This is a genomic window from Haloprofundus salilacus (genome assembly GCF_020150815.1).
GTDB classification, from domain to species: Archaea; Halobacteriota; Halobacteria; order Halobacteriales; family Haloferacaceae; genus Haloprofundus; species Haloprofundus salilacus.
This window is the reverse complement of the sequence record NZ_CP083724.1, coordinates 191,072-217,043: the sequence shown is the minus strand read 5'-3', so window position 1 is coordinate 217,043 and position 25,972 is coordinate 191,072. Positions and strand designations below refer to the sequence as shown.

The following is a 25,972-nucleotide window of genomic DNA, read 5'->3' as shown; positions in this document are numbered from 1 at the left end:
AACGTCAGCGTCAATGGGTCTGCACGCCATGACCGAACGACAGAGTCGGTTGAAACGAGTTGTGACTCATCCCGGGTATTTTCGTTTTCATCAGTGAGGAGCAAGAGTACAAGCACGCCACGCTATCGCGCTGCCGTGAGTACGTCGGTGAATTGGTCATAAACGGGGTTGTGAACTACGAGGAACGCCTCGTAATTTGCATTTTGAATACGTTTGCAAATACGGTTGGTGACAGTTTGTTTGAATTATGGCACACCGGATGCACCTCATTTACTAACTGTACGCCCGGCTGAAACCGATTTCAGCGCCGTCACTTAACCGGGTCGTGGGGCGGTTCGTCGTCCTCTTTGCGTGGAATCTCCACGAGCGTTTCAGTGTGGACTGGATTACGGTAGAGGAATACACCAACAGCGGCGACCCAGATCACGCCAGGCATCAATCCGATCTGGAAGGCCATCGAGAGGTCAGTGTACCCATGCGCTTGGACGACCCCGAAGGAAAGCGCTCCGATGCTGGCGAGGATGCTTAGCCAGCCCATACCGCTGAACCAGTCAAGACGAATCGGTGACTTGGCGCTGGCAAAGAACGCACCTGCGAAGAGTCCTGCCGCGATGCCAAACATGAACCACTGAATACTGAAGAGCCCACCTTCGATTTGCCGAACTGCGAAGGCCGTCTCGTAGAGCAATTCCTGTTGTTCTGGACCCGCGGCCGCCCACCGATCCACCATAATCCCGAGGGCAACGCCGTCAACCGCGGCGAAGATGCCATAGACTCCCGCACACACTACCATCGCCGCACCACCAAGAGTTGCCCACACTCCGGCAACGCCCCTACGGAGCCGGAACGCGAGGGCAATGATAGCGGCACCCATCAATAGTATTCCGAGGAACTCTCCCAAGTGGTAAATTGCCCAAAGAGATTCGACCGCGTAGTCTGCAAAGGCCTCTTGTGTGTGGTGCGGTGGCGTTAACGGGTGCAAGTAGGCCGACACACCGTAGACCACGAGTGCGGCGAACGCTGCAACGGTCCCAACTTTCGAGAAGTACCGTTCAGAAGGACCGATGGTCTCCGCCGTTTGGGTACCGTCTCCTTCCATGCCATGAACGTTCGATGCAGCTACCTCCGTTGAAACATCTTCACTTGAAGTCATGTGATTTCCGTTGTTGATACGCCGTACAGCCGGCTATTATCGTCACAACGTTTGACATACTCCACTCGTCAATAAATACTATTCTATATTATTTCCAGAATTACATTTATAGGCTTGGATTTTAAAAATGTTCTCAAAGATATAGTGCATCCACACAGAACTCAGTATAAAAGATATGAATCCCGTGACGAACTAGATGCGGTGAAAGCGATGAAGGACATTCCGACGATGCACTTTGCTCTGCTGTCGCGGGAAATCACGACTCATTCTGCTGCGTAAATAGAAAATCAGGTCCGTTAGGGCTCCAGCCCGCGGGCCAGCGTCTCGATAGCGAAGTTCCGCTTTCTGTAGTAGTCCTCGTCGTACTCGTCGTTCGTCACCGCGAGTAAGAGGACGAGTTGGAGAAGTTCGACAACGGCTACTGGTGAGACGTCGTCGCGAAGGGTACCATTCGCTTGCCAACGTTCGACCGGCGCAGCGAGTAACTCGTCGCGCTTTCGCTCGGCCGCGGCGAACTGATCAGCGGGGAAACTCCGCCGGAAGCGGTCCTGATCCACGTCCGCGGCGAATTTCTGGATGATAGGGTGATCTTCCAGCCAATCAGCGTAGGCGTGAAATAGCAGCCGGATCCCCTCCTGACCGTCTTCGACGTCTTCGACGGCTTTGAGAGCCGCTCCAACGTTGTCTCTCCCGATTCGGATGAACACCTCCATGAACAGCTCACTTTTCGAGTCGAAGAAGTTGTAGAATGAACCCTTGGCGATGCCTACCTCGTCGGTGAGCTCCTTTACCGTCGTCTTTCGGGGGCCAACCCGCAAAAAGAACTTCTCACCGGCATCAACCAGTGCTTCCCGAATCTCCTTGCGTTCCTCGTCGTCAAATCCGCGCATACCCCCGCTTGACCCTCTGACCATTTCAGTCATACCATTTGAAAGCGGCATGCAGTAGCGGTCGGATACTGACCGATATCGGTACTTTCGGGGCCCAATGAGGAAACAGAAACGTTTATCTTGGCAACTCATGACTGTATGACTGTTCAAGTCACGAAAGGCCTTGATCAAGATGGCGACTGTAACTCGCCAAATGACGGACGAACGGATGAGTAACTCCGTAGTGTATCAGGAGATAATACAATGTCAGAAACAGAGAATAAATCAGAATTAGAAACGATCACAAACAAAATGTTCGCAAAGATTGCGGGCGCATTAATTATACTTGGATATCTTACCTATGGGATTCCGGACGGGGCTCTCATACAACCTCTCTTGGGTACTTCAGATCCCCTTGCCAGCATTTCTGAAAATACGATGCAACTGACTATCGCGGCACTCATTATGGCCGTGAATTCTGCTGCTGTGATTGGAATCAGCTTGTTCCTCTACCCAACGATAAAACAGCACAATGAAACGATAGCTCTTGGATATATTGGAACCCGAATCTTCGAGTCCATACTCATGATGGGTGGTATCATCAGTTTACTTTTGCTCGTACCATTGAGTCAGGAATACGTACAGGCAAGTAGCGCAGATGTGGCCGTGCTTCAATTCCTCGGTACGTTGGCTGTCCAAGGTAACTTCTATGCCTATAGTATTGCTATGAGTGGCCTTGCTATTGGGAGTTTGCCGCTCTGCTACTTATTGTATCAGACAAGACTCGTGCCGAGAACGATCTCAGTCTTTGGCCTGATCGGCTACCCAGCACTATTGATAATGATGGTGGTCGAGATTGTCGGCTCTGGCGTGGGGCCGATCCTCTATACGCTCTATATTCCAGGTGCTATCTTTGAACTGGGTATCGCGGTGTGGCTTATCGTTAAAGGATTCAATTCAACTACGATTGTTTCCAAGAATCCGTCGCCTATTGACGCCGAGCCCGCCAAGTAGTATTCTCGTTATATCTTCTACAAAATGAAGCAATAACTAACAAGAAATCATATCGGTTCGGTAGCGACCGGGAATTTCAGTCGCCAGGATGTTGGTTCGGTAAATTGTCGCTCAGGACTCCAGCGCACGTGCGACCCACTGGTGTGGCCACCATTTGATGGTCTACTCCCGCACGTGTTGAACTCCGGATGGACGTATAACGAATCACCAGAGATCACGCTCGTGGTGAAATTGTGCCACCACTCAATCTAAGCGACTCAGTTCTCCTCGCCGTTCTCGCTGCATGACTGCCCCGGCGAACAATCGAAGTTTCTTCACAAGTTCTGCTTCGGTCTCGTACGTCTCGACCCGCAAATCCCACCGAACCTTTGCCGACCGGATCATCGCGCTTGTAACGTCGTTTTCGTGAACGAAAGTCAGCCTATTGTTGTGTGTTTTGGCCACGTTTTCGAGGATACTGCCGGCTTCTTCGCCGACGCCGAAGTTGTGTCCGAGAAACGGCACGACGAATGCAGTTGCGTTGCTGCATCTCGTGTACTCGATACTCTGCGTGACAGCATCTACATCCTCTGTATCCACATTGACGTCGAGAGCGAGAAACGCATTTATTCCGGGTTCTACGCGGAGTTCGCCTTGGATTCGACGGAGGAATGCCTGCGCTTGGTCGATTTCGTCTTTACGCTGAAAGAGCCGGCGCAACGGACCAGGAAGGTCTTCGATATCGATCTCCTCTCGTTCCTCTTCGCTGAGGACGTAGTTGAGATTGAACGACTTGTACGGCTCCATGAGATAGAAGAGAAAGCGGTCGTATTTCACGCGACCCAACCGTTCGACGATTACGTCTCGCGTGATCTCCACCGTCATAGACAGGCGTACTCAGCAGTAGTATTTAAAAGAGAGTGATTTTGAGAATTCTCGGCTTGAGAAAGCCTAAGAGTCTCCCGTTCGTACTCCGAGGTACGATGGCAACAGATCAAACGCGCTCGTTCGGTGGGGGGGCCCCGGAAGATCCGGAGGATCTGCTGCCGGAAGACAGCGTCCTGCGTCTCGAAGAGTATCTCGCGATGCACGCCGCTGTTGGTCACCGGACACGATACGAAATACTCTACCGACTCGTCCACAGTGGGGAGATGAGTCCCAAAGAACTGGAAGAGGCGATTGAAATCGACGACAGTACACTCCACTACCATCTCAACAAACTCGTTGATGTGGGCCTCGTCGAAAAACGTCAGCGCACAGAACGAGGACAAGACGGGCTGTACACGTACTACCGTGCGACCGTATACGGGGAGGTTACCCTCACTGAAGGCGTCGATGAACTGATCCGTGGTGAACAGGAATTCGAAGGGATGTACGACAGCTCAGCCGAGAATTGACGTCCTCCCCGCCCTGGAGGGCGTTCACTCCTCGGTCTCGTACGGCTCGCCGACGGCGGCGGGAACCCGCGTGTAGCCGACCAGAGTGAGTACAACGAGCACGGCGACGTAGGGGAACAACCCCGTGATGCTCCCTGGGAGCGCGATGCCGACTGTCTGAAGCTGTATCTGGAGCATATCCATCGCGCCGAACAGTAGCGACGCCAGGAAAGCCCCAACCGGGTTGTAGTTGCCGAACAGGTAGGCGACGATAGCGATCCATCCTCGACCGTCAACTATCGTCACGCCCGTGCCGATGAAGCCGCTCCCGATACCGACAGAGAGAACGGCCCCGGCCAAGCCGGCTATCGCACCGGAGAAGACGACCGTCGCATACCGAACGCGATTGACATCGACGCCAGCGGTATCCAGCGCCTCCGGATTCTCTCCAGCCGCCTGCACCCAATATCCGTAGCGAGTTCGGTAGAGGACAACCCACGCCACAACGGTCAAAACGAGGGTGAACAGTATGAGCGGAGAGGTGTCGAACAGGAGACGTCCGATCACTGGGAGGTCCGACAGGACCGGAACCGTCAGAGTCGCGACATTTGGGAGCGCCGGACTGGAGACGCCACCCCAGACGACGCTCGCGAGAAACGGCCCGAAGCCGAGTCCGATGAACCACACGGCCAATCCGGCGACTATCTGGTCGGCCTTATACCGGATCGTCAAGACAGCGAACGCAACGGTCAGAAGCGAACAGACGAGCACCGCGATGAGGATGCCCGCCCAGAGGTGGAGTTGACCAATCGATTGGTCACCGGAGAGAATCCATGCGGCGGCGGCAGCCGTGAAGGCGCCGAAGATCATGAACCCCTCCAGCCCGATATTGAAGACGCCGCTTTTCTCGGCGTAGAGTCCACCGATGGCTGCGAGTGCGATGGGTGTCGCAGCCCGAAGCGTACGCTCTAGTGCGCCGACTGTGAGTAGTTCAGCCCCCGGAAGGTCGAGCAGTGCCGCAGCCGCTACTATCAGGAGGACGGCGGCGACGGCGAGGCTGATCGAGAGTCGATTCCGGGATGCATACTCGCCGACGCTCATCGCTTCTCACCTCCCAATCCGGTGCGACGTCCGGCCATCCGGAACAGTTCCGGTGCGGCGACGAACAGAACGACGAGACCGGTGATTCCATCGACCAGTTCGGCGGGGACGTCGAGAGTGAAGCCGATATACTGTCCACCGGCGTCCAGGCCGCCGAACAACAACCCCGCCGGAACGACGCCGAGAGGGTTGTTCGCTGCGAGTAGGCTCACCGCGATGGCGTCGAAGCCGAACCGGGGGAACGTGCTCGGGTCGCTGTAATAGCCGAGAATCATGATTGTGAATAACGCGCCGGTGAGTCCGGCGACCATTCCGGAGAACGTCATCGTCGTGACGATGGTCTGTTTGGGGTTGACGCCCGAGTAGGCGGCTGCGGGTTCTTGATGGCCGCTGGTAACGAGGTCGTAACCGAAGCGGGTTCGCACCATCGTCACGTAGACCACCGCGACCACCGCGAGCGCAACCCCGAGTCCGATAACCGAGAACGTCCCGCTCTCGAACACGATCGGCGGCAGTTCGACGTACGTCGGAAACGGCTCGGTGTTCGGCGCGGAGGTCCCCGAGGGACGGAGGAATCCGTCGACGAGGAAGTAGACGACGCCCGTCGCGATGAAGTTCAGCATGATGGTCGTGATCACCTCGTTCGCGCCGGCGTATGCTTTCATCATCCCGGGGAGTGCCGCGTACGCACCCCCGGCGACGACGGCCGCGACGGTTCCGAGACCCATGAGTAACACGCCGCCGACCACGCCCTCGGGGAGCATCGGCGCGAGAAAGAGAATCGTGATGGCGGTCGCGAAGCCACCGACGACGAACTGGCCTTGAACACCGATGTTGAAGACGCCGGCGCGGAACGCAATGGCGACGGCGACGCCCGCGAGAATAAGCATCGTCGACTGTCGGAGTGTGAAGGCGAGGTTCGAGGCTGTACCGAACGCACCGTACAATAGCGCGGAGACGAACTGTACTGCGTCGTATCCCGAGGCTGCGACGATGAGGGATCCGAGCAAGAGCGCCAGCAGCGTTGACGCCACAGCGATGGCGACTCGCTCCAACACTGACGCCTGAAGCATTCGACCGGCGACTCGGTCGAACACGGCACGTGCCCGTCCGGTATCGATGCCGCTCACTACTGAACACCTCTGTCCGCCTCGTCGGCATCGGTGACGAACTCCTCGTCTCCGTCGCTCGCTTCACCGTTGTCCGCGTTTTCGGTGCGTTCGTCGAGGCTCCGTCCAGCCATCAGTAACCCCAGCTCTTGCTCGGTGACGGTTTCGGGATCGACGACGTCGACGAACTCGCCCTCGTACATGACCGCGATGCGATCTGAGAGCTTCTGTACCTCGTCAAGTTTCGAGGAGACGACGAGAAGCGCTACCCCTTCGTCACGCATCTCATGGAGGCGTTCGTGGATGAACTCTATCGAGCCGATGTCGACGCCCCGCGTCGGATGTGCAGCAACGACAAACGACGGGTCGTGTTCGAGTTCTCGACCAACGATGAACTTCTGTTGATTACCGCCGGACAGCGACGACGCCTCGGCACTGTGATCTGAGGGGTGTACGTCGTACTTTTCGATAATTTCGTCTGCGTGGTCGCGGACGGCCCCCCAGTCGAGAAAGCCGTCGTTGGCGTACGGTTCGATGGTCTGGTTGCCGAGAAGCGCGTTTCGTACGAGGTCGTACTCCTGGACCAATCCCATCTCTTGGCGATCTTCGGGAACGTAAGCGATGCCCGACTCGATACGGCGCCGACGACTCGCGTCAGTGATATCCGTGCCGTCGAACACGATAGTGCCGGATTTGGCGCCTCGAAGTCCAGTGAGCGCTTCTACGAGCTCTGACTGACCGTTCCCTTCGACGCCCGCGATGCCGAGCACTTCGCCCTCGCGGATCTGTAGGTCGACCCCGTCAACCTGCAGTAATCCGCGGTCGTCCCGAACACGGAGGTCAGTGACTTCGACGATGAGTTCACCGGGAGTTGTCGTTCGCTCTGCAACGTCGAACAACACGTCACGGCCGACCATCATTCGTGCAAGTTCCGTCCGGGAGGTATCTGCAGCGTCGACGGATCCGACGACTTCGCCGTCGCGAAGCACAGTGACATCGTCGGCGACCGCCAATGCCTCGTCTAGCTTGTGCGTGATGAAGATGAGCGAATGGCCGCGCTCTGTGAGTTCGGTCATCACGTCGAACAAGTTCTCGACTTCCTGCGGCGTCAAGACCGCGGTCGGTTCATCTAGGATGAGTACGTCAGCGCCCCGGTAGAGGCTTTTGACGATTTCGACGCGCTGTTGGATACCGACGCCGAGTTCCTCGACCGGCGTGTCCATGTAGTCGTCTACCTCGAAGCCGTACGTCGAACAGATGCGTTCGATATCGGATCGGGCGCTCGCCTCGTCGACCAATCCGTTCTCGGTCGGTTCTTGGCCGAGGACGACGTTTTGGACGACCGTCATCGTATCTACGAGCTGGAAGTGCTGGTGAATCATTCCGATTCCAGCGTTGATCGCGTCACGCGGAGTGTCGAAGTCCCGCGGCTCTCCGTTGACGATTACGGTTCCGGCGTCTGGCTGGTAGAGACCGTAGAGGACGCTCATGAGGGTCGATTTGCCTGCACCGTTCTCGCCGACGAGTGCGTGCACCGTCCCGGGTTCGAGCGAAAAATCGACGGCGTCGTTGGCGACAATTTCACCGAACCGCTTGGTGATTCCGTCGAGTCGGACGACGGGCGCTTGTGCGTTACTCATCGCCACGATGTCTCGGTTCAAGATACAGTATTGTCATACTGGATCAGTTCTGACAGCCCGAGGCGCTACACGGAACCGTCACGTCCCCGTTGAGGATTGCCTGCTTGGACTCCTCGAGATTCTCCTCGACGACGCTGGGAAGTTCGGGACCGATGGCGTTTCCGAGCACCATCGCGACGGCATCCGAGTCGAGTCCGAGCACGTTGTCGCCCTGGACCGACTGCCAGTTGTCCTGTACGACTGCCTTCGCGACCTCGTACGTCCCCTTGTTGATGTACTTGACCGCAGAGCCCATGATGACGTCCTCATACTCGTCGAGGGTCTTCGACTGATCAGCGTCGACACCGACGGCGAAACGATTTGCGTTCTGCGCCGCCTCAAAGACGCCTTGTCCGGCCGCCGCAGCGGCGTGGTAGACGATATCTGCACCGGCGTCGTACTGCGAACTGGCGATGTTGTTCGCCGTCTGCGTGTCGGTGTAGTTGCCGATGTACCCGACGCGGACGTTGATATCTTCATTGACGTACTCCGCCCCGGCCACGTAGGCTCGCTCGAACGCATTGATGAGCGATCCGTCGACGCCGCCGACGAAGCCAATCGTCGGATTCTCTGCCGTTGTTGAGTTGTCGTCGAAGGAGAACTCGCGGGTCGTCATCGTCGCCGCGAGGACACCCGCTTGATACGACATCTGGTGATTCGCCCACGTGTAGCCGGCGACGTTGGGCTGATCGACGTGGTCGTTTATCAGCATCCACCGCTGGTCCGAATACTGCGTGGCGTTCGATTCGAGCGCCTGTGTGTGTTGATAGCCGACCAGGACGATGAGATCGTAGTCAGGGTTCTGGCTCTCGGCTAGCCGCGACTGGACGGTTCCGTAGTTCGACTGATTCGTCTCTTCGACCTGCTGGAGCTGAATATTGAACTCGTCTGCAGCGTTCTGCAGTCCCTGCCACGCGAGATCGTTGAACGCTTGGTCCCCGAAGCCGGCGGAACTCGAAATGATCGCGATGTTTGTCGCCTCGCCACCTGAGTTATCGCCGCCGCCAGAGCCGTTTCCTGAGTCGTTACCGCCACCGGAACCGTTTCCACCGCCCATGCACCCTGCGAGCGCTGCGCCGCCGACGAGTGCGCCTCCAGACTTGATGATGCGTCTCCGATTGAGACCGCGTTTGGCGGGGTTCTGTCCGTTTGTGCGTTCGGAATCTTCGTATGGGTCTCTCTCTCGTGTCATAGTTGGTCACCCAAATTGTTCACAATCTAAGGTTTAAAAGTGTATGGGCTGCGGTTCGTTTCATCGGGGGCAGTATAATTACAAGCCTATCATCACCAACTCAACCGCTCAAACGTGTATCCTTCGCGTCTACGTACACTGTCGGGATTCGATACCCGCCCCATCCGGCACAGATACTCGAATCCGTCTCGCTTCTTTATCGGAACTATCGGAAATCACCCGGTTCCGTTTATTACAGTTCACGAGGAAGAGTGCTGGTAAGCATGATCAACGATGCTCGCGTGCTACAACCCGAGTTCATCCCTCAGGAGATCGAGCATCGCAATCAGGAGACGAACGTGCTCTCGAACGCGCTCAAGCCGATCATGGACGGGCAGCCCGGGGAAACATCGCTTCTGCTCGGACCATCCGGTGCCGGAAAGACATGCATTGCGCAGTTCACGGTCGAACGTCTTCGTGAGAACGTCCTCGACATCAACACCCAGTATATCAACTGCTGGCAGGACTACACCCGGTTTCGTGTGCTCTACCGCATTCTCGAAGGCATCGACCAGACAGTGGATATCCATCGACGCTCCACACCACGGGACGAACTCCTGACTCGAATCCAAGAGTACGACGGTCCACACTACGTTGTCATTCTCGACGAAGTCGATCAACTCGAAGACAAGAGCGTCCTCTACGACCTCTATCGCACGCGGAAGATTACGATGGTGCTCATCGCAAATCGCGAGGAGGACCTGTTCTCGATGTTCGACGAACGGTTGACGAGCCGTCTGCATGGGAGCGTCCGCGTTGAATTTGATAGGTACCACCTCGATGAACTCGTCGCGATTCTCGCTGCGCGGGCACGCTGGGGACTATCGGAAAGCGCTATCGGAAATCAACAACTCGCTCTCATCGCCGACGCGGCAGCCGGCGATGCGAGAATCGGAATCAGTATTCTCCGCAACGCTGCACGACTCGCAGATCAGCAGTCTCGCGACACAATCTCGAACGAGATTCTACACGAGGCTGTCCCTGACGGACGCGAAGAGATCCGGCGCTCGACTGCCGACAAATTACGCGAGCATCAGCGCGTCCTCTACGAGATTTTACTCGAGGATGGCGAGATGAGTCCGGGCGATCTCTACGACGAATACTGCGAACACGTCGACGAACCGAAGACGAAGCGAACGGTTCGTAACTACCTCCAGAAGATGGAGCAGTACCGCCTCATCATCGCCCAAGGAGAGAAACGGGCGCGAACCTACAGACCCCGGGAGGAAGCGTCCTGAAAGACAGTATCGGAATTTCGGAAACGGCCCTGTCTTGGTTATGACACGAAAGCCGCCTAGATACTTCTGTGATGTATCAGCAGACCAGCGACCAACCGACGCTCCCGACACTACAGAAGGGTGCGACGCTCTTACAGGCGAATCAGAGAGCGACGGGGGCACTACACTCGCTCGTCGTCGACCACCTGCTCTTAGAAGGCGGGGACGCCGTCTGGGTCGACGCTCGTGGAAACGGGACGACGCAGCAACTGTGCCGAATCGCACCGACGATGAGAGTACTCGACCGCGTTCACATCGCTCGAGGCTTCACTCCGTGGCAGCATTACAGCCTGCTGACGGACCTCTCCGATCAAATCGCAGAGGACACGCCACTCGTCGTCCTTCCGGAGTTCGATTGGTTCTACCGGACTGACGACCTCCGACGCAGCGAAGGTGAGCGACTGTTCTCGGAGGCAGTTTCGCGAGTCACGGAGTTGCTCGATGGCGTCGACGTACCGGTTCTCCTCACGCTATCGGAAAGCGACGACTTCACCGAACCACTCGACGACATGGTTTCCGAAACCGTGGAGTGTGAGTTGACCAAGTACGGACCGCGATTCTCGGGTGACTCGTTCGAGACGCTCGTCTACCCGCTCGACAACGGACTGGTCCAGACGACAATTTCGTACTGGAACCACATCCTCGCGGCGCGTCACCCGGCCGTGATTCCGGCAACTACGTCACCGGAGGTGACCACCGTTGGGGCGAACTAACCCGACGTACCGCGACATGGTTCGAGCAACCGAGAACCGATGGTCGGGCTACCGACGAGCACTCAGGCACAGTGACCAGCCGCATTTCGACCACTTGTTCGAGCATGCTCGCGCCCACGCGGACGCCGGTGGATATCTCAACCACCAGTTCGTCGAGATTCCGATTCTGCTCTCCATCGCGCTCGAGCAGGAGAAGCGGATTGCGTCGCTTGAGAACCGGATGGACGTCCACGAGTTTGTCGAGTAACCCATGTCGTTCAAATTCGACTACCTCGACGGTGACGTACTCGAGTGGTCACTGACGCCCGAGGGTGCGGATTTCACTCGAAATACGTCGTACGAGCCGACGATATACATCTCGGCACACAGCGATGGCGATCTTGAGGAGGTCTCGGAGGTATTCCGTCGACACCCGAAGGTCACACTCGCGCACTTGGTGGAGGAGAGAGTCGGGTTCAGACACGACTCGAAGCCGGTGCTTCGCGTCGATGTTGTCGACTTGGAGGCAGTTACCGATGTTGCATACGAAGTCAGGGGATGGAGAAAACCCGGAGAATACCGGTGCTACAACGTCGATTTGAGTCGAGAGTTCAGATACTGCCTCGAGGAGGGAGTCTCGCCGATACCCGATGGTGACCTCACAGTTCTCGACATTTCTATCCGAGAGGCACAGTTGGCCAGTGGACAGATCACGACGGTCGAACTGGGCGACGAGACGGTGAACGGAACACGGGAGGAAGTTCTTGAGGCAATAAGCAATCGCCTCAGTGTTGACGACCCGGACGTCCTCCTGCTCAACACGAGTGAGGTAATCCCGAAGCTGTACCAGCAAGCCGAGCAGGTCGGGAATCGAGAGTTCGAGTTAGGGCGTCTCCCCGGATGCCAACAACTCGCGGGAGAGTCGACGTACGCCAGTTACGGAAAAGTCGGCCACTCTCCAGCACGGTATAACCTCCCCGGACGGGTGATCATCGATCGCTCGAATACGTTCATGTGGAACCAGACGAACCTCGACGGCTGTCTCGACCTCGTCGAACGGTCGGGGAAACCGCTGCAGGAGTTAGCCTGGTCGTCTATCGGAAACATCCTTACAGCGATTCAGATTCGAGAGGCGCGGAAACGAGGTGTGTTAGTCCCGTGGAACTCCTGGCGGCACGAGCAGTTCAAGACGATGCGGCAGCTGCACGAAGCCGACCGCGGCGGGTTTACGTTCGCACCGAAAGTTGGGCTGCACGAGGACGTCCACGAACTCGACTTCTCGTCGTTGTACCCGAACATCATCGTCACCCACAACGTGAGCCCTGAGAAGATTCGCTGTGAGTGCCACGAGGGTCGCGAAGACGTTCCCGGGCTTGGGTACTGCATCTGCGACGAGCGAGGATACCTTCCGGACGTCCTCGAACCGCTCATCGAAGACCGCGACGCTATCAAAGCCGAGCTTCAGGAGACGGACGACCCGGAGCGAGAAAAAGCGTTGGAGGGTCGCTCAAACGCGATCAAGTGGATTCTGGTTTCCTGCTTCGGCTACCAAGGCTTTTCGAACGCGAAGTTCGGTCGTATCGAGTGTCACGAGGCGATCAACGCGTTCGCTCGAGAGATTCTCCTCGACTCGAAGCAGGTGTTCGAGCAGAACGGGTGGGAGGTCGTCCACGGCATCGTCGACAGTATCTGGGTTCGTCCACTTGAGGGCGAAACGCAAACACCGCTCGACGAACTCGCCGAGCAGATCACCAAAGACGTCGGGATTCGGTTGGAGTACGAAGCAGCGTACGACTGGATTGCGTTCGTTCCGATGCGCGACAGCGACGCTGGCGCGTTGACGAAGTACTTCGGAAAGGTCGCCGACGAGGACGAGTACAAGTATCGAGGTATCGAGTGCCGACAGCGTAGTACACCGGCGTTCATCGAGGAAGCGCAGAAGGATCTGGTTCAGGTACTCGACGAACATCGAGAACCGGAATGGGTATGTGACCGGTTGAAACTGTGGGTCAAACGACTACAGCGAGGTGACGTCGAATCAGAGCAATTGCTCATCAATAACCGAGTGTCGAAGAACATTGACGAGTATTCGCAAAACACGCGGAATGTGGCAGCACTCGAACGTGCCGAAGATTATGGTCTCAGTCGGAGTCCAGGCGAGAGCGTCTCCTACGTTGTCGTCGACGACGAGAAACAATCGAGAGATCGAGTTGCGTTAGCTCACGAAGAAATCTCTCAATACGACGTCGAGTTCTACAGGACACTGCTCGTTCGGACCGCAGAAAGCGTGCTTTCCCCGCTTGGCTGGCGTCGCTCTGCTATCGAACGCACGCTGACGGGCTCGAAGAACTCGAAGCTCTCTGCTTTCGAGAGCTGGTAAAATCTGCAGGTCTCAGCGTGTTGGAGACGGTTGAGAAAGCTATCAGCCTTCAACAACGACTCCTCCTCGACCACTGCAACACAGAACTTCGTCGTTAAGCTCTCAGGCAGCATAATTAGATCGGGTGAACCAACCATGGCATTCCGGATGGTTACTTGGACCGAAACCGAGCGACTGGATCGCCCACCAGTCCGGACGTACTTCCAAGCAACAGTGAGGGACGGACGATGAGCGACGTCCCACCAGAGACGTCGACCCGACGTGAATCCGGTGAGCCACCCGTCACCTCAACTACTTCCAAGCCCCCAGACTCCACTTCGCCGCGTGAGTCGATGAGCGGCTACGGGTTGACGCTCACACTCGTCGGTGCCGTTCTGCTCGCACTGGCGTACTATGGCGTCATTGCAGTAGAGGCAACGCGTGACCTTGGACGGGCGCTCCCGGAGCCGTTCTACTTCCTTGCAATTTCCTTCCTCTTCGTGCTCGAACTTCTCAAGCGCCGCGAACTGAGTGCACTCACGCTCGCACGATCAATTGCCTTCACTGCGGTGTATGGAACACTGTTCGTCTTTGCAGCTGAGGGTAGTGCGTACCTCTGGGACAATCCGGGAGTAGCAGTGGGAGACTTCGCCGGAGTCACAGTGCTTGCTGTGGCACTCGTCGCTTCAGCGCTTGCGTACGTCGGGTACTTGACCGTCGTCAAATCCTGGCAGTGACGAGTCACCCAACGAATCTGCGCCGATGAACACCCGGGGATTTTCACGTCGGAGTGGCCCCACGAGTACTGCCGCGTCGATACCGGCTTCTGACTCGTGAACGGAGACGACGATTTCAGGAGCAACAGACACTTTCTCATTACCCGTAACATCGTACATTATGCCGGTCAGACGGTCGAGGGAGGCAGTGATCTGTTCGACACGAGCGTCCCACGTCCGCTTGAGTTGTGCTTCGTCTTCCTCACAGAACAGTTTGAGCGTACGGATGAGCCCGGCGAGTTCTTCCTTTCCAACTCAGGCTAGATGACTGAGAACCAAGTAACAGAGCTCTCTGCGTTATCACGCTCTTCTCCTCGCGTTCATAATCGGCTCTACCACCCGCAAGAGAGACACAATCCCCATGGTAGCGGCCAGTATGAATCCAGTGAGAACTAGCGATGCTGTTTTTTGATGCGCGAAAGGAGGCTGGTGGAACGCGCTGGCGGAGGAAAGCGTGGTATTCGATGGGGGGCTTTGTTGGCTTTCAGTTGCAGCTCCACATTTCATAATCGGTTGCCGTCTACTGGTTTTTGGTTTTTGCGACGAGACAGCCATCACGGCTCGTTGACGCGGAGTTGAAAATCGAGGTTTTGAGGCGTCAAAGCCTTCGATATCGCTGGTTTAGGAGGCCGATTGTGAGGTGGGCGTATGTGTTCCTAGATGGGTTCTGTCTCGGGGTTGTGGGTGTTCTTGCGGGGGAAAACACCGATTATGAACTCTCGGTGACTGACGGAGCTGGTTCGGCGAGTGCTTTGGCTGATTCTGTGAGCGTGTTTCCGAGTATGAAGTAGTCATCAGCTGAAGAACTACTTCTAGGGGTGTCGGAGACGTGTTGAGTGGTGGTATTTTACAAACACAACCCCAGTCCAGTCGCTCGGTGAGGAAGGCGCTTAGCGCTCTATCTTTTAGCCAAACCCGATCATCGTTAGCCAAAACGTTCAGTGGATACAGCAGTGTTCACGCTCTGTACCCTGTTTATGTATTGAACAGATAACATTATAGTCTCGCTTGGTATATACTGTCACATCAGCCCAATAACGCGCCTGTCAGACGCTCAGGTCCGTAATTAGGTAGATACACACAAGCGAATGCCTAACAATGACCAAAGACATATCACTATACGCTCATCCGATTGTCCTACAACTGAAGGGGTCTGGCCGGCGAGGCTGGAGCTATTTTGGATGGGCTGAACGATGAGTCACCGACGTTTAGCTCTCGGCCTCGTTGTCTTACTCGTCGTCTTTGCAGGGTGTGTCGGGGGAGGAACCTCATCAGAGAGTTCGGCAGACGCTGGAGACACCGGCGAGTCAAGCAATGAGCAGTCGGGCTCCGACGAAACGAGTGGAGATGATGTTGTCACCCAGTGGGAGCGATTTACCTTCGAAGAAGGTGAGTTCTATCGCTACCGCGTAAACGACATCAAAAACGACGAAACAGCGACAATAACGTGGGATGTTCTGTCCGTCGATGGTGAGGAGGTAACTGCTGAAATCACCTACGACAACGGAACTGATTCGTTCAGTAGAACGGTGACAGGCGAGAATGCCACGATACTCTTCGATCTCAGGGGTGTCGATCCCGAAAGCGAGGAGGCAGAGGCCACTATCCGAACTCTCGGATACCTCTCGCTCGGGCCATTCAGCCCAATGACGGCCTACTACCAGCACCGTGAACTCAAAGTTGGGAACAGCTGGCGGCTCTCTGGTAATCCCGATGCAGGGTACATGACTGCCAATGTCGAAGGTCGAAACGAGTACGCTGGGGTGGAGTGTTACGAAACCGCAATTCGCGTCCCCGATTCCGAAGAGTGGGAAGACTCCTACGAGTTCGAGTCCTGTATTTCGCCAGACGCGAGTCTCGCACTCTACACCGCGTACTACGACGGTGAATCTGGTGAAATGACGGTCGAAATTGTCCTTGAAGAATACCGGAGTGGATAATCGACCTCGCTTTCGTCGGCACTATCCATCGTATACCCCAGTATCGCGATGTCCCGGACCGTAATCGCAATACGCTACACACGGTCGTCATTGTGATCTATGAATGCGGTACACCATGCAGGATACAGCGACCCTGCAGTTCCTCGAGACAAGGTTCTGGCATCACCGCCACCACAACCTCTCCCTTCGCTTGGTGACACAGACGGTCGACGAGTTCTTCCAACACGACGAATCCGAGGCAATCCTCGATCAGTGTGCGGTCAAGCAGTTCCACCAACTCGAGGGCATGGACGAACACTGGGCCAACGAATTCGGACTGAATCACGCCCAGATGCGATATATGCAAAATGCCGTGTTGGGCAGTGAGGAAGTTGGATACTCGAAGGCGCTTGTGGGCGTGGATAATGACTGACGAGGGATTGAGGTTCGAGCCCTCCCGAAGGAGCAGCAGGTTATCGACTTCGACGCGAAAGAGCAGTCGCGAGTGGAGTTGCCTGGGGCTACGGGTGGGGTGTCATCTGATGGTAACGGCAATGACTTCGTGGAGACTCGTAATCAGACGGATAATAACTCAAATCATGTGTTAGCCGGGACGATGAACCGCCTCGGGGTCAAGTGGTTCGAGACGCTCCGCGTCTCGTCATCACGGAAATCGGAGGTTTCCGTACGACCCCGAGGTACTCGGCCTGCTCCGCCTGTAGATTCTCGTGAGGAACGCTACGCAAACGACCGCTAGTATTAGCCGTCGTTTGCTTGGACCTCACTCACCTTGCCGAGCTTGTCTGGGATGAAAACGTAAGCAACTCGGGGGCAATTCTCATCGCTTTCATTGGCAGGCCCAGCGTTTACACGGCTGCTGGATATTGTCTAGGATGGTATGTCCCTTTCAGAAACCGTCTCGAAAATCGATAGCCTAAGCGACGAACAACGCCAGTGTATCGAGAACTGTAACGAGGCCGCCGAAGTCTGTGAATGGTGTGCCGACAAGTGCCTCGGCGACTCCGACATAGAGGAGTGCGCCCGGCTTTGTCGGGATGTGGCCGACCTCACGTCGCTGCACGCCCGATTTATGGCCCGGGGTTCGAACTACAGTACCCAGCTCGCCCAGGCCTGTGCCGGCGCGTGCGAGGAGTGTGCCGAGGAGTGCGAACGCCACGACGCCGACCACTGCCAGGTCTGCGCCGACGTCCTCCGCGAGTGCGCCGAATCCTGCCGGAGCATGGCCAACAGTTAAGCGACGACCACGAACACACCCACCGTTTCTTTCAGTACTGCTCAGCCGGTGAAGACCTCCTAGCAGGATTCAAAAGATGGCTTCAGATGACGACAGAATGGACACGAGGCAAATCGAAGAACGCCTGCAGCAGCTCGGACACTACTCCCGGTTCGTCAAAGCGGGTCTCGGCGTCATTCTCGCCGCGTTCGTCCTTGCGGCCGTCGTTCTCTTGCCCCAGAACACTGACTCGCTCGCGAGTGCCGTCGAGGCGCTACTCATGCCACTCATCTTCGTCGGGATGGGGCTGTTGCTGTTCGGCATCGGGATGCACCTCCATCTCATGCACATGAATCTGGTTCGGCAACTACGGAACGACCCAGATACGGGCGAGACGTCCGCTAACAAAGGTGGAGATTCGTGAGCAGTCCTCCTTAACGGCTATTTCACCGTGAATAGTATCTGACCAATAGGATTTCAACGGAGTGTTCTTGTAAATCTCATGGCGAGACTGTCCGTTTAGTCTAGATGTGGCTGTGCAGAATACTGTATTGGAAAGTGAGCAAGTCGGGTATTCCGAGGCGGTTGTGGGCACCGATTATGACTGGCGAGGTATCTCAGTCAGAGCCCTGCCGAAAGAGCAGCAGGTTATCGACTTCGACGCCAAAGAACAGTCGCGAGCGGAGTTGCCTGGGGCCACTGACACGCCATCAGAAAACAACGGCAATGAGACGGTCGAGGAACCTCCTGGCGAGGCCGATACGCACTCGAATCGTGTACTTGCCGAGCCGGACGGTAGGACTCCAGACTCAACGGATACTTGACGGTGCGAACAAGAGACTGCGATTTCGTTAACGCCGCACGGTGTCACCCTTCCTGATACCGGTTCGACCACTTCGGAAGCGACCGTCGATACAGGACGACACCAGTGAGACCGAGTACAGTCAAGTTCCCGACAAACAGCGGTGTAATATGTTGGTTATTGGATTACGATACCGGACTTCAATAGAGAGTCGGAGGCGATAGAGCAGTCCTTAGGCGTCGGTGTCTCCAAGTTTCCTTAGCCCAGTCACCAATTTTTCGACAAGGGCGGCATTCATCTCTATGCCATCCTCACCGTGGTGAACTCTCGCATGGCAGGTAGGACAGAGAGCCATGACCCGCTTCGGTCGGTTTGGTCCGCTTCGTTCAAACTCATCGACTTGGTATACCTGCCGCGTCCTGCTGGAGCTGAGTCGCGACCCCTTGTGAGGAGCAGACTATCGGAATATGCAGTATGATTTCAGTGAATGCGTAAGGACACCTATCAGGGGAGCAGGTCGGAGGATAAGTAGTCGCTACAGTCAACGGGAATTTCTTCCCATACTGCCTGAATCGACTCATAGCTTGTCCAACCCTCTCCTTCAAGTAGCTCGCCACAGACCTGACAGAAGTTTGCTTTTGAGCATTTCTCTTTTTTGTGAAGGAGATACAGAAGATACGGAGGAGCGACTGCAACACCGTACGCATCGCGTTCATCGAATACGCGATTGATTGAATATCGCCCTGCTTGGTCCATCAATACCGCAAATGTGTATTTTTCAGGATATTGCTCAATTTCTTGTTTTATCGAGATTTCGCCGGCGTCACTGCCATGCGGGCGTGGTACACTAGTGGCGATGGTGAATGAGGGGTTGGACTCATCTTCAAAGGGCTTTAAAGCAGCTTTGCTGCCATCGTGCACCCACTTTTCACGGCTTCCTTCCCGTGCATATTCCGATTTTTCTTTGACGTGTCGATTGAGTTCCTGTTGGCAAACGTTTGTAGTCGTGAGATTGAAATTGTCCTTTATGCACGGCCATAGAGATGTGTTTGCGACAGAAATCAGTGCATCGCTATCCGCAATAACAGGATGCCGGGAATCACGGTCAACCATTCATTAGTCGTTCTGGAAGACACCGTCGGTGCTGAGATTTTCTGCTTTTCGTACAGCTTCTCGCTCTTGTTTGATAGCGTCGAGCATGTCACCAATCAGGATTTCAGCAACTTCTTCGTTCACCTCACCAACCACGTATTGCTGGTGGATCTGGACTCGTTCCTCCTTGGAAAGTACCTCTCTGAGCTTTTCCTTGAGGCCTTTACGGGCTAGTTCGCTTATGTTGATACCGCCTAAACGCATCCTATCGACAAGCTGGCTAGCCTCCTTTTCAGCGCCACCACGGAACTGGATTTTGTCGCTCGAGGATACCATCTTTACTCTCCATACTCAGTACAGGCATATAGGTATTGTGACGTGCCATCACTGCCATCCATGTCATGACAAAATAACCCGTCATACTTATATCTTTTCCAGAGGGTGCCGTTCCAACAGAATACCCTTCTGGACCTACACAAATGACTATTCAAGCCCCTAGTAAACGAGTAAGTAGTGTTGCTCAGACTGAAATTGGCTCTGTCAGCGAACAAAACCGAAAGACAATTCGATAAGCTACTTTCTAAGGACTCTCGTATAGCGGTCGTAAGAATCGAGGAGATAAAATGGACTGATGGAATTAGTAGAGTTCACTTAGAGTAGTTACAAGGAGTAGAGAACTTCTTCAAACGTTTTTGAATACTTCAACGGCCTGTTCGAGCTTTTCCTTTCGTTCGAGTTGTTCAATGATTCTCTCTACGAAATCTTCCCCGATTTCGACATCACCGATTTTCCGTACCAGTTTTTCGAACTGTTCTTCCTCAATAACTGTCTGCTCCCCATCGTTAACGATGATAATTCCTTTCTCCGGCAGATTTTTGCGTATCGAATCCCGAGTATCTTTAGCTCCTTTGTCAGCTGCTGTATCAACATCTGTAGATTCTGAAAAAGTCGCAACTTGAGATTCTTCGTTTCCAAATTCCTCAACGTCTTCGTTGGGTACACCACTTTCAGAACCCGAGCGTTGGGGTCGGGCTGTTTCCATTTCGTCCGATACCGAGGTCGACTTCTCGACTTCAGCAGTTTCCTGGTTATTCGGACCGTCGTCACGTTTCTCGTCTGTCTCATCGCGTCTACTGTTTCCTTTCTTGGTCTGACTGTTATCCTCTGTCTCTGGATTTTCTTTTTCAGTTGTATATTCAGTCTCGCTGTCTATCGATTCATCCCTGCTGCCAGTCTCAAATTCCAAGTCCCCATCAAACAGCTCGAGATTGGATAAGTCACCATTAGTGAGATCAGTCAAATATTCCAGATAACGAGGCTTCTGCCATGCAGAAAGCTGCCCGCTTTTGTCTGCTCTGACGCCCTCATTAACGTGTTTTTCAGCCAGTTCTTTGAGTTTGACCAGGAGATTAGGCGGAGACCTGGACGAAAGAGATTGATGTGTATCGCAAAGGCTTCGAGGAGAATTGATGGAATCTAAATCAAGGTGCGGTCCATCCTCGACCTCCACAGGGGCGGAAGGGGCATACTTGACAGCCTCAATTGAAATCATATCATGATAAGACCGGGATTCTTCTGATTCACTTAGAATGTAGTTGTAACCAATTGCTAATGCTTTCGCTTTTCCCATCGATACACTGTCCATTTGTTCCATAAGATACTGAACAGGGTTTGAGACGCGAATACGAAGATATGCATGAATATATGCTATTTTCAATAAGGCATCTCGTTCAGGGAACTGGCGGCCTCGGTTTTGCCATTCACCTGGCTTCGGCCGCACACGAGCAGCGTTTGTTTTTGAGCCTTTTTTGTCAAAAACGCAGACCAATTGGTTACTATCTACGTTTTCAATAAGATCTCGCAAGAGGTCCACATCGAAATTTGCGGAATTCTTACGCTGACTATACGCATTGAGAAGAGCTTGCGGAACTGAGTCATACCCTTGCTTTTTATAAGGTCCAGCAGCGTTAGAAATGAACGAAAGTAGACGCGGAGTAATACTGGAGTTGTAATCGAATCCATTTTTTCCCGAGTTTATAGGAAGGTAGGTCCGGTCATGATTTGGCTTATCAATCTCTTTCAAGTCTACATGGATAACGAGGCGGAAATGGCCTGCTGAATCACGAAGTGTGCCAAGATATTGCGACTCGAACAAACGACTTTCTAAGTCTGAGTACAGAACCATTCGATCTTGAATTGAGACATAAAGGCCAGCAGTCTGCTCATCTGCTTCTACCTTGACTCCGACACGGACATCTGCAGTTACGTCAGGCTCTGGATTATCGCCATTATCAACAGAGAAGGGTACATTACGGTATTCTCGTGACCACAATCCGTCTGGTGCCAGTGGAACAAGCTCGGGGAAATCAGCAGGCTCCACAGAAATTTCAGAATCATCATGTAACAGCTTGAGATCGAAATCAACAGTTCCCTCTACCGTCTTGATTCCGTTTCGGAGTAGACGGGTGTAGGTCTGACCGAATGCCTCTGACACTGGATGTAGGCCGTATTTTGTAAGGAGGTCCTCTCCCGTGGCTTTACTGGTGCCGTCGTCCTTTCTATTTTTATCTGTCTTTTTCCCGATTTCATTAAGTGCACTTCGAAGTAAAGAGGTGATACCGTCGCGTAAATCCTCGATAATGATACGCGTCCACCCTTCTTCGAGTTCCACATCACGTCGAGGAGAGACGAAAACATCTTCATCTCCTTCTTCGTCAGCTCGCAACTCCTTCACGTCTACTGTAATCTCGCTTGCTGGATAACCCGGTTTTGAAGACGCGTATTTAATGGTACTACCGAGAACTGCCGGCCGGAGACCGCCAACTCCGAAGTGACCTATCAGGTCGTCTTCGTCGCTACTGGCACCCATCGCTGGGATATCACCAAGATTTTTCGGGTGAACACCACCGTAGGCGTTATCCTTGATGATAATCCGGTCGCGTGCGGAATCGTATTCGAAGATAGCCTGAACTTTGTCTGGGAGATCGCGTCCTTCATGAGCACGTCGCTTTACAGCGTCAACGACGTTGTCGATGAGGTCGCGACTCGCATCTAAGGCAGTAGAGTCAGACTCAACGATATTGATTGAACGACCACGTGGCCGGTAAGAGATGTTTTCAGGTATTTCCCCTTGGTAGTCAGAGTTATCCATTTCAGTAGTCGTATTTTCGCTACCACCATCTGTTTCAGCCTCAGTATTTCGTGCCATTTCTTAGTATTATGTATTTTCACTGACTTGTTTAGGGGGAGATTCGTCGGTATATACTGAGACCAAGTATCCCTCACTTAAATATCTGTGGTAAAAAGAGATACTGAGAACCAGTAAGTCGGTAGAGGCCTGTACTTACTTGGAAGTGTTTCTTGGTTATCGTAGATACTAAGTATCCCCACACTAGACTTGTTACCATAGGCATGACTGTACAAACCCAAATCGGTCACCTATCGACACTGAGTGGCCGATTACACGTGTGTATGCGCGTGCACGACAATCAACTTGTGAGCGAGTACTCCACCTTGGAGTTACTGGCGTGAATTCGCCCATCTCAGTACGTGTTGAACGATGTGTTGGAACCGGCGAGAAATCTGTCTCGCTGATAGAGGACGGCGTCGACGAGAAACTACAAAAATAATGAGCGAAATGCCGACAACGTCGGGGCCAAATCAAGCAGTAATTTACCTACAAATAGTCGCAGAAATCGCTTCACAAGACCCAGAGACTGCGTTTCTTCTGTTTTGGGAGGCTACTGACGACGATGGTGTCGGGACTCGGTCCAACGAGCACCAACTTGCGACAGCTGACGCAGCAAGTGCGGTCATTCGGCATCCACCAGAGCGACCAGCGTCTCGTTTTGCAGTCAACGAGCTTCAGTGTCTCCTCCAAGATGGTAGCAGAGCTGGGAAGGTTTCTGCCGCTGAGACCGTAGAATCACTAGCTGGGGATTTGGAAAAAGAGAGGATCGACTGCCTCATTCCGTTACTCGATACGCTTCCAGAGACGATCGCTGCATCTGAAGATGATCAGTTGGTTATTCCTGCTGGCGTCGGACTCACTGCAATCAGTAGACTACTTGTCTCACAAGATTTCAGCGATGCCATCGTACAGTTTCTCCGTACAAAACACAGCGATGCCGAAGCTGAACGTGTGGCGAGACGAGCTGAGAGGTGCATAGAGAGAGAGGTGTGAGAGGTATTGGATGTAGAAGAAAATCAAAAGAGGTTATGCCTATAATGATCTTTTTAATTGTCTTAAATTTGACAACGTCCCTGGACTTTGGATCTGATCAGACTAATTGAGGTGGAATTGAGAAGGAAGCTCGGAGACAGGAACTGGGGTATCCCAGCCAAACCACTCGATTGGTCGAATGTACCTGTGACCACGCGCCTTTGGTGCATACTTCAGAGGCTGCTCCTCCAAAAACATCGGCTCTCCAATTCTCCCCACCCCTACGATGTCAAGGATTTTTGGGGCATAGACGACTGCAATCTCACCGCTTTGCATTCCGTTGTCTTTGAACCCGACGAATCGGGATACTTGATCGCGTGGTGATGTATCGTTATTAACGAACTCATCTTCTGTCTGTTCTCGAAAATCGCCGAGATCATCTGCCCACCCTATCGTGATAATATTTTGCTCTAGCCAATCCTTTGCAAGCTCGCCATGTTTACCCGCATGTATTCGCCACCACTGTGTCTTCTTGTCGATAATCACAATTGATTCGTGTAGGGCTCTATACTTAGTTGTATAAATTTTGATATTTAGACAGAAGACAATTTTACACTCCGTGAATCGATACAGCTTATCTCAGAGAGAAGGTTCGACTCGAGACTGGAACAGCCTGATAGTTCGAGAATCAGATCATCAAAATATCTTAGGAACTATGTTCAACTTCACACTCTTTCTGTGCTGGTTCAAATCCACTTACCTTCTCAGCGAGTGTCTCTTCCCACTGGTTTTTGGTTTCTGAACTGTCGTTCTGATCAAAATTTTCATTGTCATCAGAGCCGTATTTAGCTTTGAGTCGATGGTAGAGAGATTTATCGTTTTTGCTTGGAATAAACGGAATCAGCGTTCTGTATCCATCTTGACTCAGTTTGGTCATCGAATACCAAATGCCACTAAGCTGTGGAACAGATTTATTGAGGTTATGACGTCGCGTATGGAGTTGGTCAAATTTTTCACGCAATGGCTCAAGTTCGCGATCAAGATTAGCGAGGTCCAAATTCACAAAGTTCTCGTATTCATCGTGGAGTTCTTGAAGGTCCTGTCCTGCTCTGTAGTACCGGACTGATCGTGCTTCCGGGGAATAAAACGCATTCATCAAAGAGAGAATAAGCAAGCAGATCGCAAGCACATCACTTGTTCCCTGAAGATATTCACTAAACAGTTGCAGACTGAATGTGTTCGATGTAATAACATAGAGTAATACGGCACCAATAATAGCCGTGAGCGCTGTAACAATCCAGCCAGCCTGAGTGGTGACGTGATGAGCCTTGTAGTATCGATTGTATGTTGTATACAACGATTGTTTGTCAGTCATCGCTTGGCGGAACAACAATTCACGTTGGCGCCACGAATTAGATTCTGTGTCAGAACTCATCAGTAGAAACGTATATCAAGATAGTAGATAGGACATTTGTAAATACTTTACCATCCCGGTGCCATCGGGTTAACTGATGAAACTCGAGGAATCGGGAATGAGACCGAACAAACTCTTGCGTTCGCTGAAACGGCGCAACCGGTGGGCTTGTTTTGATGCAGAAAAGAAACCTATCGACCCGGAATCTGGCGACCCTGTCGATGTGCTCAGAACTCGCGATCATCATATGAGCTATCGAGAGGCGAACCTCGCATATGCAGATCACGATGCCCCTGTCGGCATTGGCTTCTCGATTGGTCTCGACGATGAACTCATACTCATCGATTTGGACGACTGTCTCGACGATGACCTCAAGTTCAAGAGTGAGGTTGCAGAGGACATCTTTACTACAGTCAACTCTTATACCGAAATCTCGGTCGGTGGCCACGGGCTACACATCCTGACATCTGGATATAATTTAGAGTCATACTATGGCCATTCGGAAGAGCATCCGGTCGAAATTTATGATGGGCAAAAATTCTTCACGTTCACCGGCCGCCATGTACAGAGTCCCTATGATGTGAAGAAGCAGCCTGGTGCTATTGCTACTATTCATAGACGGTACGGTCCCTGGGTTTCGTACCGAGAGTGGATCTCACACAAATCCGATTGAGAGGAATTTGTCGCATCATCTACTGACCACTACCTGGTAACTCAGGGTCTACTTGCTATAA

The 25,972-nt window shown here is 53.6% G+C and carries 25 protein-coding genes and 1 pseudogene; 14 read left to right on the top strand and 12 right to left on the bottom strand.

All coding sequences use genetic code 11. From position 1 onward, the window contains the following. Nucleotides 1-310 precede the first annotated feature (310 nt). Both LAQ58_RS17735 and LAQ58_RS17730 read right to left on the bottom strand, forming a co-directional pair. On the bottom strand, nt 311-1,099 hold the full coding sequence (locus tag LAQ58_RS17735; RefSeq protein ID WP_224450587.1) for a hypothetical protein: 789 nt from the start codon (nt 1,097-1,099) through the stop codon (nt 311-313). A 350-nt stretch (nt 1,100-1,449) separates the two neighbouring features. Continuing rightward, the gene (locus tag LAQ58_RS17730; protein WP_224450586.1) at nt 1,450-2,094 is read right to left on the bottom strand and encodes a TetR/AcrR family transcriptional regulator; all 645 of its coding nucleotides are present in this window, start codon (nt 2,092-2,094) and stop codon (nt 1,450-1,452) included. A 192-nt stretch (nt 2,095-2,286) separates the two neighbouring features. Here LAQ58_RS17730 and LAQ58_RS17725 point away from each other — a divergent pair, with 192 nt between their 5' ends. After that, nucleotides 2,287-3,036, top strand: coding sequence for a DUF4386 domain-containing protein (locus LAQ58_RS17725; protein WP_224450585.1), 750 nt, complete (start codon nt 2,287-2,289; stop codon nt 3,034-3,036). Nucleotides 3,037-3,279: 243 nt separating this feature from the next. On the opposite strand, the gene LAQ58_RS17720 is transcribed toward LAQ58_RS17725, so the two are convergent. Next, the gene (locus tag LAQ58_RS17720; protein WP_224450584.1) at nt 3,280-3,900 is read right to left on the bottom strand and encodes a DUF7509 family protein; all 621 of its coding nucleotides are present in this window, start codon (nt 3,898-3,900) and stop codon (nt 3,280-3,282) included. A gap of 98 nt (nt 3,901-3,998) precedes the next feature. Here LAQ58_RS17720 and LAQ58_RS17715 point away from each other — a divergent pair, with 98 nt between their 5' ends. Further along, complete coding sequence (locus tag LAQ58_RS17715) at nt 3,999-4,412, top strand: ArsR/SmtB family transcription factor (protein ID WP_224450583.1); 414 nt, start codon at nt 3,999-4,001, stop codon at nt 4,410-4,412. Nucleotides 4,413-4,436: 24 nt separating this feature from the next. On the opposite strand, the gene LAQ58_RS17710 is transcribed toward LAQ58_RS17715, so the two are convergent. The 4 genes from LAQ58_RS17710 to LAQ58_RS17695 are packed head-to-tail and all read right to left on the bottom strand — an operon-like array spanning nt 4,437 to nt 9,472. Next, entirely contained in the window at nt 4,437-5,492 is a 1,056-nt protein-coding gene (locus LAQ58_RS17710; protein ID WP_224450582.1) for an ABC transporter permease, read from the bottom strand. Beyond that, nucleotides 5,489-6,565: an ABC transporter permease gene (locus LAQ58_RS17705; RefSeq protein ID WP_224450581.1), complete on the bottom strand. Its 1,077-nt coding sequence runs from the start codon at nt 6,563-6,565 to the stop codon at nt 5,489-5,491. The genes LAQ58_RS17710 and LAQ58_RS17705 overlap by 4 nt, the downstream gene beginning before the upstream one ends. A 56-nt stretch (nt 6,566-6,621) precedes the next feature. Beyond that, nucleotides 6,622-8,241, bottom strand: coding sequence for an ABC transporter ATP-binding protein (locus LAQ58_RS17700; RefSeq protein WP_224450580.1), 1,620 nt, complete (start codon nt 8,239-8,241; stop codon nt 6,622-6,624). A gap of 43 nt (nt 8,242-8,284) precedes the next feature. Continuing rightward, entirely contained in the window at nt 8,285-9,472 is a 1,188-nt protein-coding gene (locus LAQ58_RS17695; RefSeq protein ID WP_224450579.1) for a BMP family lipoprotein, read from the bottom strand. A 263-nt stretch (nt 9,473-9,735) separates the two neighbouring features. Here LAQ58_RS17695 and LAQ58_RS17690 point away from each other — a divergent pair, with 263 nt between their 5' ends. The 10 genes and pseudogenes from LAQ58_RS17690 (at nt 9,736) to LAQ58_RS17645 (ending at nt 18,592) form a co-directional block, all read left to right on the top strand. Further along, on the top strand, nt 9,736-10,749 hold the full coding sequence (locus LAQ58_RS17690; protein ID WP_224450578.1) for a Cdc6/Cdc18 family protein: 1,014 nt from the start codon (nt 9,736-9,738) through the stop codon (nt 10,747-10,749). Nucleotides 10,750-10,820: 71 nt separating this feature from the next. Then, on the top strand, nt 10,821-11,501 hold the full coding sequence (locus tag LAQ58_RS17685) for a hypothetical protein (RefSeq protein WP_224450577.1): 681 nt from the start codon (nt 10,821-10,823) through the stop codon (nt 11,499-11,501). Next, nucleotides 11,488-11,748 carry a DUF8156 family protein gene (locus tag LAQ58_RS17680; RefSeq protein ID WP_224450576.1) on the top strand — a complete coding sequence of 87 codons (261 nt, stop codon included), beginning with the start codon at nt 11,488-11,490 and terminating at the stop codon, nt 11,746-11,748. The genes LAQ58_RS17685 and LAQ58_RS17680 overlap by 14 nt, the downstream gene beginning before the upstream one ends. Before the next feature lie 3 nt (nt 11,749-11,751). After that, the gene (locus LAQ58_RS17675) at nt 11,752-13,860 is read left to right on the top strand and encodes a type B DNA-directed DNA polymerase (protein WP_224450575.1); all 2,109 of its coding nucleotides are present in this window, start codon (nt 11,752-11,754) and stop codon (nt 13,858-13,860) included. A gap of 227 nt (nt 13,861-14,087) precedes the next feature. Further along, on the top strand, nt 14,088-14,576 hold the full coding sequence (locus tag LAQ58_RS17670; protein ID WP_224450574.1) for a hypothetical protein: 489 nt from the start codon (nt 14,088-14,090) through the stop codon (nt 14,574-14,576). A gap of 1,232 nt (nt 14,577-15,808) precedes the next feature. Further along, nucleotides 15,809-16,555, top strand: coding sequence for a hypothetical protein (locus tag LAQ58_RS17665; protein WP_224450573.1), 747 nt, complete (start codon nt 15,809-15,811; stop codon nt 16,553-16,555). A gap of 106 nt (nt 16,556-16,661) precedes the next feature. Continuing rightward, a pseudogene (locus tag LAQ58_RS19195) lies at nt 16,662-17,291 on the top strand (hypothetical protein); the annotation flags it as partial. Between the two features lie 141 nt (nt 17,292-17,432). Next, complete coding sequence (locus LAQ58_RS17655) at nt 17,433-17,789, top strand: four-helix bundle copper-binding protein (RefSeq protein ID WP_224450572.1); 357 nt, start codon at nt 17,433-17,435, stop codon at nt 17,787-17,789. A gap of 97 nt (nt 17,790-17,886) precedes the next feature. Further along, nucleotides 17,887-18,192, top strand: coding sequence for a hypothetical protein (locus tag LAQ58_RS17650; protein ID WP_224450571.1), 306 nt, complete (start codon nt 17,887-17,889; stop codon nt 18,190-18,192). A gap of 106 nt (nt 18,193-18,298) precedes the next feature. Then, on the top strand, nt 18,299-18,592 hold the full coding sequence (locus LAQ58_RS17645) for a hypothetical protein (protein ID WP_224450570.1): 294 nt from the start codon (nt 18,299-18,301) through the stop codon (nt 18,590-18,592). A 482-nt stretch (nt 18,593-19,074) separates the two neighbouring features. On the opposite strand, the gene LAQ58_RS17640 is transcribed toward LAQ58_RS17645, so the two are convergent. From LAQ58_RS17640 to LAQ58_RS17630, 3 genes are all read right to left on the bottom strand, one after another. Then, complete coding sequence (locus LAQ58_RS17640) at nt 19,075-19,683, bottom strand: hypothetical protein (RefSeq protein ID WP_224450569.1); 609 nt, start codon at nt 19,681-19,683, stop codon at nt 19,075-19,077. Nucleotides 19,684-19,686: 3 nt separating this feature from the next. After that, nucleotides 19,687-19,998, bottom strand: coding sequence for a DUF8065 family protein (locus LAQ58_RS17635; RefSeq protein ID WP_224450568.1), 312 nt, complete (start codon nt 19,996-19,998; stop codon nt 19,687-19,689). Nucleotides 19,999-20,344: 346 nt separating this feature from the next. Beyond that, nucleotides 20,345-22,870, bottom strand: coding sequence for a hypothetical protein (locus LAQ58_RS17630; protein ID WP_224450567.1), 2,526 nt, complete (start codon nt 22,868-22,870; stop codon nt 20,345-20,347). Between the two features lie 420 nt (nt 22,871-23,290). Here LAQ58_RS17630 and LAQ58_RS17625 point away from each other — a divergent pair, with 420 nt between their 5' ends. After that, complete coding sequence (locus LAQ58_RS17625; RefSeq protein ID WP_224450566.1) at nt 23,291-23,845, top strand: hypothetical protein; 555 nt, start codon at nt 23,291-23,293, stop codon at nt 23,843-23,845. Between the two features lie 102 nt (nt 23,846-23,947). On the opposite strand, the gene LAQ58_RS17620 is transcribed toward LAQ58_RS17625, so the two are convergent. Continuing rightward, nucleotides 23,948-24,370, bottom strand: a complete 423-nt coding sequence (locus LAQ58_RS17620) for a hypothetical protein (RefSeq protein WP_224450565.1) — start codon at nt 24,368-24,370, stop codon at nt 23,948-23,950. Between the two features lie 160 nt (nt 24,371-24,530). Next, nucleotides 24,531-25,259 (bottom strand): hypothetical protein, encoded by a 729-nt coding sequence (locus LAQ58_RS17615; RefSeq protein ID WP_224450564.1) that lies wholly within the window; start codon nt 25,257-25,259, stop codon nt 24,531-24,533. Nucleotides 25,260-25,335: 76 nt separating this feature from the next. On the opposite strand from LAQ58_RS17615, the gene LAQ58_RS17610 reads away from it, so the two are divergent. After that, complete coding sequence (locus LAQ58_RS17610; RefSeq protein ID WP_224450563.1) at nt 25,336-25,911, top strand: hypothetical protein; 576 nt, start codon at nt 25,336-25,338, stop codon at nt 25,909-25,911. The last annotated feature ends 61 nt before the right edge of the window (nt 25,912-25,972 follow it).